Below are 11668 nucleotides of genomic sequence, written 5' to 3' on the forward strand. Positions count from 1 at the left end.
CGGCGGGCCGGGGACGCGCCGGATCGGGTGGGCGAGGCGCAGCCTGGGGGCGGGGCACCGGGTCGAGCGTCGAGGTCACTGGTGTCGGGGGCGCTGGCGCGGGTGGCGCGGTTTGGGCCGTCGCGGGCGGGGCCGGGGCGGGTGCAGCAGGCTCGTCCGCGACCTGCGGCGGCAGTGGCAGAGCCCCGTCGACGAGCTGCGTCGGCGGGATTGGGGTCAGGGGCGGCGGCGGAGGAGCAGGCGCCGCCGCAGGGGTCGGCAGGGCGGGGGCCGGGGCCTCGACCGGAACCGGCGGTGCCGGTGCCGCCAGGGCCGTCGGGGGTGCCGCCCCCGCCGGCGCGGGCGGCATTGGGGTTGGGGTCGGCAGGTCGGCGGCCGCGTCGGGCGTCGGCGGCAGGGGGACGGAAGGGGGTGCCAGGATCGGCGCGCCCTCCCCGCTTCCCTCGGGGCCGGCCCAGACCACGGGCACGCCTTCCTCCCGCAGCGGTTCGGGCGGGACGCGGATCGAGGCTAGGACGAGGGCGGCCAGGGCCGCGCCGTGCAGCCCGGCGGCCGCCCAGCCCGGCCACGCCGCCGTCCGCCGCCGGCGTCCCCGCGCCCGCCATTCGGGCCGCGCGACGGGGACCGTGACAGGGACAGTGGCGGCCGTCACAGCACCAGGACGCCGGAGTGCTTCGCCTTCCCCTCCGGCTCGACGTGGATGGTGATGGTGGCGGGGCCCAGCAGGTCCCTCAGTGCCACCTCCACCCGGTCGCAAATGTCGTGGGCCGTGGCGACCGGCATTTCCCCGGGGACGACAAGGTGGAACTCGACGAAGGTCTGGCGCCCCGCATGCCGCGTGCGAAGGTCATGCGCCTCGATCGCCCCTTCCGCCGCGGCGGAGACGGTGGCGCGGACCTGGGCAAGGGTCTCGGGCGGGACGGCCTCGTCCATCAGCCCGCCCACGCTTTCCCGCAGCAGGCGCCAGCCGGAGAAGAGGATGTTCAGGGCCGTCAGCGCGGCGAGTGCCGGGTCGAGGATGGCGAAGCCCGTCGTCGCGGCAAGGCCGACGCCCACGACGACCCCGCCGGACGTCACGACATCCGACCACAGGTGCTTCGCGTCGGCGGTCAGAGCGGGCGAGCGGAGGGCGCGGCCCCGCCGCAGGAGCACAGTCGCCCAGGCCGCGTTCACGGCCGTTGCGACCAGGGATATTCCGAGGCCGGACCAGGGCGCCTCGGGCAGGCGCGGGTCCTGGAAGGCCCCGTAGGCCTGCCACAGGATCATCCCCGCCGCGACGACGATGAACACGCCTTCCAGCACGGCCGAGAAGTATTCGGCCTTCGCGTGGCCGTAGGGATGGTTCTCGTCCGCCGGAATGGCGGAATAGCGCACGGCCAGAAGCGCGGCGCCGGCGGCGACCACGTTCACCGTCGACTCCAGCGCGTCCGCGAGGAGCGCGACGCTGCCCGTCATCGCCCAAGCCCCGCTCTTGAGGGCCAGGACGGCGACGGACACGATCACGCTGCCCCACGCCAGGGCGATGCTGTCCTTCATCGGGCGCGCCGATACCACGGCAGGCGCCGGGGAGTCAGACCGTGAAGTACTTCGCCCGGGGGTGGTGGAGCACGATCGCGGAAGTGGACTGTTCCGGGTGGAGTTGCCACTCGTCGGAAATCGTCACGCCGATGCGCTCCGCGCCCAGCAACCGCAGGAGCGGCTCCTGGTCCTCCAGCTTCGGGCAGGCCGGGTAGCCGAAGGAGTAGCGTCCCCCGCGATACCCCTGGGACAGCATCTTCTCCATGTCCCGGTCGTCCTCCGCCGCGTAGCCCAGTTCGGCGCGGATGCGCTTGTGGACGTATTCCGCCATGCCCTCCGCCATCTCCACGCCGAGGCCGTGGAGGTAGAGGTAGTCCTGGTAGCGGTTGTCCTCGAACCAGTCGCGCGCGATGTCGGACGCCTTCTGGCCGACAGTCACGACCTGAAGGCCGATCACGTCACGTTCCGCATCGTTCACGTCGCGCACGAGGTCGGCAATGCAGTCGCCATCCTCCTTCGGCTGGCGCGGCAGGTTGAAGCGGCAGACCTCCGTAAGACCATCCTCCTCGAAGAGGATGAGGTCGTTCCCCTGCCCCGCGCACTTCCAGTAGCCGTAGATGGCCTGCGGCTTCAGGATCTCCTGCTCCTCCGTCAGCGCGAGCATGCGCTTCAGCACGGGTCGGAGTTCCTGCTTCGCCCAACCGATGAAGTCGTCGAGCGAGCGGCCCTGCTTCCGGAAGCCCCACTGGAATTGATACAGCGACCGCTCGTTGATGAACGGCACGATGGCCTTCGGCGGCGCCGAGAGCACCCTGGCACCCCAGAAGGGCGGGTTCGGCACGGGTTCCTCGGCCGTCATGCGCCGCCGCCGCGCCTGCGCGTAGTTCACGTCCACGGGGGCGAACCCCCGCACGTCCGCGACCCCCGGCGCGCGCTTGGACGTTTTTCCCTTGCCGGAACGCTTGGCCTGCACCGCCGCGAGGTAGTCGTCGAAGCCGTTCCCCATGACCTTGTCCATGAGGTGCAGCCCATCGAAGGCGTCGCGCGCATAGGCGACGCGCCCGCTGGCATAGGCGCGGACGCAGTCATCCTCCACGTAGTTCCGCGTGAGCGCGGCACCGCCAAGGATGACCGGCACCTCCAGCCCGATGCGCGACATCTCCTCGAGATTCTCGCGCATGACCACCGTCGACTTCACGAGCAGCCCGGACATGCCGATGGCATGCGCCTTGTGTTCGCGCGCGGCGGCGACGATGTCGTTCAGCGGCACCTTGATGCCGAGGTTGACGACCTTGTAGCCGTTGTTCGTCAGGATGATGTCCACGAGGTTCTTGCCGATGTCGTGGACGTCGCCCTTGACGGTGCCGAGGACGATCGTGCCCTTCTCCTGGCCCTCGACCCGCTCCATGTGCGGTTCCAGCCAGGCGACGGCGGTCTTCATCGTCTCCGCGGATTGCAGGACGAAGGGCAACTGCATCTTGCCTGCGCCGAAGAGCTCGCCGACGACCTTCATCCCGTCGAGCAGGATGTTGTTGATGATGTCGAGCGGCTTGCTGCCATTCGACATCGCCTCCGACAGGTCGTCCTCCAGCCCCTTGCGGTCGCCGTCCACGATCCGATCCTTCAGCCGGCCCTCGGCCGTCTCCGCCCGCTTCTTGCCCGCGCTGTCCGCCGCCTTGCGGCCGGCGAAGAGTTCGAGGAAGCGCTGCAGCGGGTCGTAGTCCTCGCGGCGGCGGTCGAAGATCAGGTCCTCGGCGACGCGCACCTCCTCCTCCGGGATCAGGTGCAGCGGCTTGATCTTGGAGACGTGGACGATCGCTCCCGTCATCCCGGCCCGCACCGCGTGGTCCAGGAAGACCGAGTTCAGCACGTGGCGCGCCGCGGGGTTGAGCCCGAAGGAGATGTTGGACAAGCCGAGGATGATCTGGATGTCCGGATACGCGTCCCGGATGGCCTTGATGCCCTCCAGCGTCCAGAGACCCAGCTTGCGGTCGTCCTCGTTGCCCGTCGCGATGGTGAAGGTAAGCGGGTCGATCATCAGGTCGGACTGCGGCAGGCCATGCTTGTCGCAGGCGAACTCGACGAGGCGCTTCGCGATGCGGAGCTTCTCCTCCGCCGTCTTCGCCATTCCCACCTCGTCGATGGTAAGCGCGATGACCGCCGCGCCGAACTTCTTGGCCAGGATCAGGCGATCGCGCGCATGCCCTTCGCCATCCTCGAAGTTGATGGAGTTGATGATGGGCTTCCCGCCGTGGCGCTTCAGCGCGGCCTCGATCACCGGCGTCTCGGTGGAGTCGATGACGAGCGGCGCGTTCACCGAGGACGTGAAGCGCGTCACGATCTCGTTCATCTCCGCCATCTCGTCCCGCCCGACGAAGGCGGTGCAGATGTCGAGGGAGTTGGAGCCCTCGCCCACCTGCTCCCGTCCGATCGCGACGCAGCCGTCCCAGTCATGGGCCGCCTGCCGCTCCCGCCAAGCCTTGGAGCCGTTGGCGTTGCATCGCTCGCCGATGGAGAAGTACGCGTTCTCCTGCCGCAACGACACCGCGCCGTAGAGAGAGGCGACCGAGGGCACCCAGACCGGCTTGCGCGCGACCGGCGCGGGCCGCACGCGATCGCCTCCCAGCCGCCGCAGCATCGCGTCGAGCGCCTGGATGTGCGGCACCGACGTCCCGCAGCAGCCTCCGATCAGGTTCAGCCCGTCCTCCCGAACGAAGCGCTCCATCCAGGACGCCAGTTCCGGCGCGCCGAGCGGGTAATGCGTCTTGCCGTCCACCAGTTCCGGCAGCCCGGCATTCGGCTGCACCGACACCATCCCCGGCCAGTTGCGGGAGAGCCAGCGGACGTGTTCCGCCATCTCCTGCGGCCCGGTCGCGCAGTTCAGGCCCATCAGCGGCACGTCCAGGGCGTGCACCACCGTCGCGGCCGCCGCGATGTCGGGGCCGACGAGAAGCGTGCCCGTCGTCTCCACCGTGACCTGCACGAAGATCGGGATGTCGCGCCCGCTCTCCCGGATGGCCGCCTTCGCCGCGTTCACCGCGGCCTTGATGAACAGCGTGTCCTGGTTCGTCTCGGTCAGGATCGCGTCGCAGCCGCCGGCGACAAGGCCGCGGCACTGCAGCGTCAGCGCGGCTTCCAGGTCGTCATAGGCGATGTGGCCGAGGGAGGGCAGGCGGGTCCCCGGCCCCACGTCGCCGATGACCCAGCGCGGCCGGCCGTCGGAGAAGCCTTCCGACGCCTCGCGCGCGAGTTCCACGGCCACCTTGTTGATCTCGAAGGCCCGGTCCTGCAGGTCGAACTCGCCGAGCGTCACGGGCGATCCGCCGAAGGTGTTGGTCAGCACCATGTCCGCGCCGGCCTCGTAGTAACCTCGGTGGATGTCGCGGACGAGGTCAGGACGCGAGAGGTTCAGGACCTCCGTGCAGTTCTCCTGCCCCCAATAGTCTTTCTCGATATCGAGGGGCAGGACCTGGACGCGGCTGCCCATCGCGCCGTCGCAGAGCAGCACGTGGTCGCGCAGGGCGTCCAGCAGGTGCGGTCGGGACATGGTCCGTCCTCTCAGGCAGGTTGCGCCGCGGTCGCGCGCTGCGCGGACCACAGGCGCACGTTCAGGGGGCCGGCGACCTCGCGCGCGGCGGAAACGGCACAACCAGCCGCCCCCAGCCAGCCGGCGAGAGCCGCGTCGTCGAAACCGGGATGCCGGTGCGCACCGCGCTCCAGCAGGTCGGCGCGCCCATGGGGCGCCAGATCCACGATCACCAGCACGCCGCCCGGCGCCAGCACCCGCGTCGCCTCGGCAAGCGCGGCGGCCGGGTCCTCGGCGAAGTGCAGAACCATCTGGATCGTGACCGCGTCGAAGGACCGGTCGGGGAAGGGCAGCCGATAGAGGTCGGCCTGCCGCACCGTGCAGCGGTCGGCCAGCCCCTTCTCAGCCAGCCGCCCCCGCGCTAGCGCCAGCATATCGCGGGACGCGTCCACCCCGACCGCCGCGTCGCAGCGCGGCGCGACCAGTTCCAGCAGACGCCCCGTACCGCTGCCGATGTCGAGCAGGCGCCCGGCCCGGGGCGGCAGCGCGTCGAGCAACGCCGCCTCGATCCGCGCGGTCGGCAGGCCGAGAGCCCCCGCCTCGTCCCAATCCACCCCGTCGCGGCGGAAGGCATCGGAGGCCGCGCGGACTCGCTCCGCCACCAGCCGCGCCGCGGCGCGGCGGTCAGCCGCCAGCAGCGGGTCGTCCTCCGCCAGCCGTGCCAGAATGGAGCGCGCAAGGGCCGCCCGCGGCGCCAGGGAGAAGTAAACGTTCGATCCTTCCGGCACACGTTCCAGCAGCCCGGCCTCGACCAGCAGCTTCAGGTGCCGCGACAGCCTCGGCTGGGACTGGCCCAACGCCGCGCAGAGATCGGTGACGCAGAGCGCCCCGCGGGCGCAAAGGGCCAGCAGCCGCAGCCGTGTCGGCTCCGCCGCGGCGCGAAGCTGGGCGAGGATCTCATCCATGACCTTGCATATGACATAACAATATCTTTATGTCTATGCGGAACGGAGGCCACCATGCCCGTCTTCGCCGATCTCCGCATCCCCGTGTCCGTGGTCCTGGATGAGACGGCGCTCGCCGCAAGTCTTCCCGGCAAGCCGGTGGCCGTCCTCATGGAAGCGCCCCACCGCGCCATGCCCGCCGGGGCGGCGATGCTCGCCAGCTTCGACCTCGATCGCGCGCCCCATGCCGCGGGGTGTTCCTGCTGTGGCGCCCGGTCCCCGGTGGCGATCGCCCTGGACCACCTCTTCCTCGCCCGCGTGAAGGGGGAGGCGCCCTGGTTCGACCGGGTGGTCGCGCTCTGCCCGGCCGAGGAGTCGCGTACGGCGCTGGCGGCGGCCCTCCGGGACGACGCGGTGACGGTCAGCCGCTTCCGCGCGGACGCGCCGCCACCCGAAGCCCCGCCGTCCTACCGCTTCCCGCCCGACGAGGAATGAGCGCCCGCTTCACTCCGGCACGTTGCGGTCGCCTTCTCCCAGCGCCTTCTGCATCGTCACCACGTCCACCCAACGGCCGAACTTCATCCCGGCCGACTTCAACAACCCCGCCTGCCGGAAGCCGAGCGACAGGTGCAGGCCGATGGACCCGACATTTTCTGAATCCCCGATCACTGCGATCATCTGGCGGAACCCGCGGGCCTCGGCGCGCGCCAGAAGCTCGGCGACCAGCGCCTTGCCGACGCCCTGGCCGCGCACGTCGTCGCGGACGTAGACAGAATCCTCGGCGGTGAACCGGTAGGCGGAGCGGTCGCGGAACGCGGCGAAGTAGCCGTAGCCGACGACCTCCCCCCCCTCCTCCGCGATTAGCCAGGCATTCCCGGCCGCCTGGACCCGGGCGATCCGGGCAGCGACCTCCTCGGCCGAAGGCGGCACTTCCTCGAAGGTGCCGGTGCCGTGCAGGACGTGGTGTGCGTAGATCGCGGCCACGGCGGGCGCGTCCTCGGGGCGGGCATCGCGAATCGGCATGGGCGTTGGTTAGACTGCTTCCCGCCCGCGCGAAACCGGTGCCTGGACCGGGAAGGCCTTCGCACCTGCGGCACAGAATCCGTTTGACGCCGACCGCCGCCGCGCAGGTAAGGTAGCATCTTCCCGGGGACACCCCGGCTCCTCCGGCGACGGAGGGACCTTGCTCTCGACCGGCCCGACCTGCCGACGCGCTCCAGGCCCCCTCCCGCCCCGGTTCAGCCCGAGGCGCCTTCGCGACCCACCGCGGAAGGATCAAGGGTGTCGGAGACACAGCCATCGCAGCGCACGGCCCCTCCCGCGCCGGCCCGCGTGCTTGCGGCCCCTCTCTCCATGATCGTCTATCGGAGCCGCGCGACAGTCGCGTTCCAGGCGCCCGACCTCCTGTCGCTGACGCGCGCGGCGCAGGCGAGGAACGGAACCGAGGCAGTAACGGGCATCATCGTCTTCGAAGACTCCCAATTCTTCCAATGGCTTGAAGGTCCGGCCGACGGGTTGGACCGCGTCATGCGCTCGATCAACGCGGACGGACGACACGCGGATGTCGAGGTACTGACGCACCGGGGCACGCCGCGTCGCAGCTTCGCCGACTGGAACATGAAGCTCGGTCTGCCGACATCGAAGGCGATCGGGCGGAAGGGAGAAGTGATGCACCTCTCCAGGGATGTCTCGTCGGCGATGCGCCGGAGTCCGGACGCCGCGGCCGATTGGCTCGGGCGCCTTTCTCCCCGTCCGTCGGACCCGACGATCGCGCAATTGCTCGAGACAGTCATCCGTGACCGCGTCCTCCCCGAACTCCTGGGACACCACGCGGGCAAGCCCTTGCGCCGCGTCCCGGAGCATCGGCTGACAGGTGAGCTCGCGGCACTTCTCGTCCGCGGTGACGCCGATGCCATTTCCGCGCTCGCGGCCGGCGCGGCGGGGCCGGGCCACACGTCGCTCCGGCACACCCTTTTCGAACCCGCGGCGCGGCGCATCGGCGATGCCTGGGCGGATGATTCCTGCACCGACTTCGACGTGACGCTCGCGCTTTGGCGCCTCGACACCGCGGCGCGGCTCCTGTCCTCCGCGGCGGCGTCACACCAGGGAGCCAGGCGCAGCGTCCTCGTCACCGCGCTCCCGGGCGAGCCCCACGCCGTCGGCGCATCCCTCGCGGCCGCGTCGCTCCGCCGTGCGGGCTGGGACGTCGTGCACGAGATGCCCCGGGACGAGGAAGGGCTGGCGCGGCTCCTCTGCGACCGGCGCTACGATGCGCTGGACCTCAGCCTCAGCCCCGCCCTCCCGCGCACGGACCGCCTTCCGGCCCTGGCCCGGACCGTCGCGCTGGCGCGGCGTGTGTCCCGCAATCCGGGGATCATCGTCGCCGTCGGCGGGCGCCTCTTCGCCGAGGGCCGCGCCGCGCTGCGCGACGTCGGCGCCGACCTGGCGAGCGGCGCGCTCGCCCATCTCGACTAGGCACCGCGTCCGGAGCGCACGCGGGCCCGGCCGCCGCACCGACAGTGCGCGGCTGGGTGGATGATCGGCCGGCCCCCGCGACGCGTCCCACGACGTGGGCCTGCTTCCCGAGCAGCCGCGCGAGGCCCTTTCCGCGCGTCAGCCCGGGCCTCATGATCCGGTTCAAGAACGGGCTTCGAACGAGGCCGCGCGGCAGGACCGCACCCGGGGGGACCAGGACATGACCGACGAGCTCTCGACACATATCGGCCGCCGCGCCGCTCTTGCCGGGGTGGCGGGCGCTGCGGCCCTATCCCTCGGTGGGCGCGGCGCCGCGGCACAGGGCGCAGCCCGCGAGGCGCCGGACCTCGCGCGTCAGGTCGCCGCGAACGCGTTGCCGCCCCTGAACCAGCGGCTGCCGTCCGATCCTCTCGTCGTCACGCCGGTCGAGCGCGTGGGCCGCCACGGCGGGACGCTACGGCGCGGCCTGCGCGGATCGGCCGACCACAACGGCATCCTCCGCCTCGTCGGCAACCAGGGGCTGACGCGCTGGAACCTGCAATTCACCGACGTTCTGCCCGGCGTCGCCTCGCGCTGGGAGGTGTCGGCCGACGCGACCGAGTTCACCTTCCACCTGCGCCCCGGGATGAGGTGGAGCGACGGGCAGCCCTTCACGGCGGATGACGTCGTGTTCTCGATGACCGAGTGCCTCGGCAACAGCGAGCTCTACCGATCCTATCCCTCACTCTACGTCGTTAACGGCCGCCCGCCGGAGGTGACGAAGGTTTCGGACACGGCCGTCCGCTTCAAGTTCGCCGGGCCCTATGGCCTGTTCCTACAGCAGCTCGCGACGCCGCTGGGCCAGCACGCCACGCTCTTCCCCCGGCACTACGCGCGCCACTTCATGCCCGGCGGCGACCCCGACTTGCTGACGAAGGCCCGCGCCGCCGGCTACAGCGACTGGCCCTCCTTCTTCCGGGCGCGGATGGGGGACATCGAGATCCCAAGCCGCTGGAGCAACCCGCAGAAGCCAACGCTCGACCCCTGGGTGATTCAGGAGCCCTATACCGGCGGCTCCACCCGCGTGACGATGCGCCGCAACCCGTATTTCTGGCAGGTGGACACGCAGGGCAACCAACTGCCCTACATCGACGGCGTCACTTTCAGCATCGCGCAGGACGTGGAATCGCTCATGCTCGACGCGATCGGCGGGCGGCTGGACATCCAGGAGCGGCACCTCGACTCGCTGCAGAACAAGCCGACGCTCGCGCGCAACGCGCAGCGCGGCGGCTACCGGGTCTTCGACACGACCTCGGCCAACTCGCAGCAGATGTCGATCTACCTCAACATCGTCCACAAGGACCCGGCGATGCGGGCGATGCTGGGCAACAAGGACTTCAGGGTCGCCCTGTCGCACGCGATCGACCGGGCGGAGATCATCGAGGCGGTGTACCTCGGCCAGGGCGAGCCCTGGCAGCACGGGCCGCGGCCGGGACACCCGTGGTACCATGAGAAGCTGGCGCGCCAGTACACGGAGCTGGACCGGAACAAGTCGAACCAGATGCTCGACGCGCTGGGCTACAGCCGGCGCGATTCCGCCAACTTCCGCCTGCGCCCGGATGGGCAGCGGGTCGCCTTCACGATCAACGTCATCCCGACGCTGAACCCGGACCACGTGGACGCGCTGGAACTGGTCAAGCGCCACTGGGCGGCGGTCGGCGTGGACATGCGCGTCGGCTCCATCGAGCGCGCGTTGTTCTACACGCGCATGGACGCGAACGACCACGACGCCATGGTCTGGCTCGGGCCCGGAGGCCTCGACCCCATGCTGGATGCCCGCGACTACGTCGCGATGCACCCGCAGGGTTCGCTCCAGGCCATTCCCTGGGCGCAGTGGTACGCGTCAAACGGGCGCGAGGGCCAGGAGCCGAACGAGAACATGCGGGAACGCATGCGCCTCTACGACGAGGCGAAGACGAAGGTAAACGTCGCGGACCAGGCCCCGCTGATGAAGCGCGTCTTCGACCTTGCGGCGGATGCGTTCGAGATCTTCGGCGTGTCGCTGTCCCCGAACCTCTTCGGCATCGCCGTCAACCGTTTGAAGAACGTGCCGAACGGGATGCCGCAGGCTTGGTCTTGGCCGAACCCCGGCCCCTCCATGCCGCAGCAGTACTTCTTCGAGGGCTGACCGCCCCGGGGCCGCGGCGACGCGGCCCTGCCCCTTGCGTGAGGAGGCGCCATGCTCGCCTACACCGCCAAGCGCGTCGCCTGGATGGTGCCGTCGCTCTTCGTCGTCTCCTTCATGGCCTTCGTGCTGATCCAGTTGCCGCCGGGCGACTACGTCACGACCTACATCGCGACGCTCGCCGCCTCGAACGAGACGGTGGACCAGAACATGGTCGCGGAACTGCGGTCCCGCTTCGGCCTGGATCAGCCCTTCATCGTCCAGTACGGCATGTGGATCTGGGGCATCCTGTCGCGCGGCGACTTCGGGCTGTCCTTCGAATGGCAGCAGCCGGTGTCCGACCTTATCTGGGAACGGATGGCGCTGACGCTGATCCTGGCGCTCTCGACCCTCGTCCTGACCTGGGCCATCGCGCTGCCGATCGGGGTCTATTCGGCAGTGAAGCAGTATTCCATCGGCGACTACTTCGTGACGGCGCTGGGCTTCATCGGCCTGGCCATCCCGTCCTTCCTCTTCGCGCTCGTGCTGATGTACGTGGCCGTGGTCTATTTCGGTCAGGACGTGGGCGGGCTGTTCTCGGAGCAGTACCAGAACGCGCCATGGTCCTGGGCCAAGGCCGCGGACCTCGCGTCGCATATCTGGGTGCCGATGCTGATCCTGGCGATCAACGGCACAGCCAGCCTCGTCCGTATCATGCGCGCGAACATGCTGGACGAGCTGCCGAAGCCCTACGTCACGACAGCGCGCGCCAAGGGCCTGTCGGAGTTCCGGCTGCTGGTGAAGTACCCCTGCCGGCTCGCGATCAACCCGTTCATCTCCACCATCGCCTGGCTGCTGCCGAACCTCGTCTCCGGCGCCGCCATCGTCGCCGTCGTCATGTCCCTGCCGACCGCCGGGCCGCTGCTGCTGCAGGCGCTGATGAGCCAGGACATGTACCTTGCCGGCGCCTTCATCCTCCTCCTCTGCACCCTCACCCTGATCGGCTCCCTCATCTCGGACCTGCTGCTCGCGGCGGTGGATCCGCGGATCAGGTTGGAATAG

At 70.2% G+C, this 11668-nt stretch carries 8 protein-coding genes; 4 read left to right on the forward strand and 4 right to left on the reverse strand.

Features of this window, described 5'->3' with window-relative positions; translation table 11 throughout:
- Window positions 1-648 precede the first annotated feature (648 nt).
- From ACE7GA_RS24995 to ACE7GA_RS25005, 3 genes are read right to left on the reverse strand one after another with little or no spacing between them, the layout of a single operon-like run.
- Window positions 649-1536, reverse strand: a complete 888-nt coding sequence (locus ACE7GA_RS24995) for a cation diffusion facilitator family transporter (protein ID WP_376093153.1) — start codon at window positions 1534-1536, stop codon at window positions 649-651.
- Window positions 1537-1570: 34 nt separating this feature from the next.
- The gene (gene metH / locus ACE7GA_RS25000; protein ID WP_376093156.1) at window positions 1571-5065 is read right to left on the reverse strand and encodes a methionine synthase; all 3495 of its coding nucleotides are present in this window, start codon (window positions 5063-5065) and stop codon (window positions 1571-1573) included.
- Window positions 5066-5076: 11 nt separating this feature from the next.
- The gene (locus ACE7GA_RS25005) at window positions 5077-6009 is read right to left on the reverse strand and encodes an ArsR/SmtB family transcription factor (protein WP_376093159.1); all 933 of its coding nucleotides are present in this window, start codon (window positions 6007-6009) and stop codon (window positions 5077-5079) included.
- A 54-nt stretch (window positions 6010-6063) separates the two neighbouring features.
- On the opposite strand from ACE7GA_RS25005, the gene ACE7GA_RS25010 reads away from it, so the two are divergent.
- A complete protein-coding gene (locus ACE7GA_RS25010; RefSeq protein WP_376093162.1) occupies window positions 6064-6483 on the forward strand; it encodes a hypothetical protein in 420 nt (139 codons plus the stop codon).
- A gap of 9 nt (window positions 6484-6492) precedes the next feature.
- On the opposite strand, the gene ACE7GA_RS25015 is transcribed toward ACE7GA_RS25010, so the two are convergent.
- Window positions 6493-7011: a GNAT family N-acetyltransferase gene (locus ACE7GA_RS25015; protein ID WP_376093165.1), complete on the reverse strand. Its 519-nt coding sequence runs from the start codon at window positions 7009-7011 to the stop codon at window positions 6493-6495.
- A 258-nt stretch (window positions 7012-7269) separates the two neighbouring features.
- Here ACE7GA_RS25015 and ACE7GA_RS25020 point away from each other — a divergent pair, with 258 nt between their 5' ends.
- The 3 genes from ACE7GA_RS25020 to ACE7GA_RS25030 all read left to right on the forward strand — a co-directional run bounded on the left by ACE7GA_RS25020 (window position 7270) and on the right by ACE7GA_RS25030 (window position 11668).
- Window positions 7270-8463: a BLUF domain-containing protein gene (locus ACE7GA_RS25020; RefSeq protein ID WP_376093168.1), complete on the forward strand. Its 1194-nt coding sequence runs from the start codon at window positions 7270-7272 to the stop codon at window positions 8461-8463.
- Window positions 8464-8683: 220 nt separating this feature from the next.
- On the forward strand, window positions 8684-10630 hold the full coding sequence (locus tag ACE7GA_RS25025; protein ID WP_376093171.1) for an ABC transporter substrate-binding protein: 1947 nt from the start codon (window positions 8684-8686) through the stop codon (window positions 10628-10630).
- A 51-nt stretch (window positions 10631-10681) separates the two neighbouring features.
- Entirely contained in the window at window positions 10682-11668 is a 987-nt protein-coding gene (locus tag ACE7GA_RS25030) for an ABC transporter permease (protein ID WP_376093174.1), read from the forward strand.

It is taken from the genome of Roseomonas sp. CCTCC AB2023176 (genome assembly GCF_042259275.1).
Lineage (GTDB): Bacteria > Pseudomonadota > Alphaproteobacteria > Acetobacterales > Acetobacteraceae > Roseomonas.

Coding starts and splice junctions, on each gene's coding strand:
- ACE7GA_RS25010 (WP_376093162.1), top strand. CDS start 6,064: ATGCCCGTCTTCGCCGATCTCCGCATCCCCGTGTCCGTGGTCCTGGAT.
- ACE7GA_RS24995 (WP_376093153.1), bottom strand. CDS start 1,536: ATGAAGGACAGCATCGCCCTGGCGTGGGGCAGCGTGATCGTGTCCGTC.
- metH (WP_376093156.1), bottom strand. CDS start 5,065: ATGTCCCGACCGCACCTGCTGGACGCCCTGCGCGACCACGTGCTGCTC.
- ACE7GA_RS25025 (WP_376093171.1), top strand. CDS start 8,684: ATGACCGACGAGCTCTCGACACATATCGGCCGCCGCGCCGCTCTTGCC.
- ACE7GA_RS25015 (WP_376093165.1), bottom strand. CDS start 7,011: ATGCCGATTCGCGATGCCCGCCCCGAGGACGCGCCCGCCGTGGCCGCG.
- ACE7GA_RS25005 (WP_376093159.1), bottom strand. CDS start 6,009: ATGGATGAGATCCTCGCCCAGCTTCGCGCCGCGGCGGAGCCGACACGG.
- ACE7GA_RS25030 (WP_376093174.1), top strand. CDS start 10,682: ATGCTCGCCTACACCGCCAAGCGCGTCGCCTGGATGGTGCCGTCGCTC.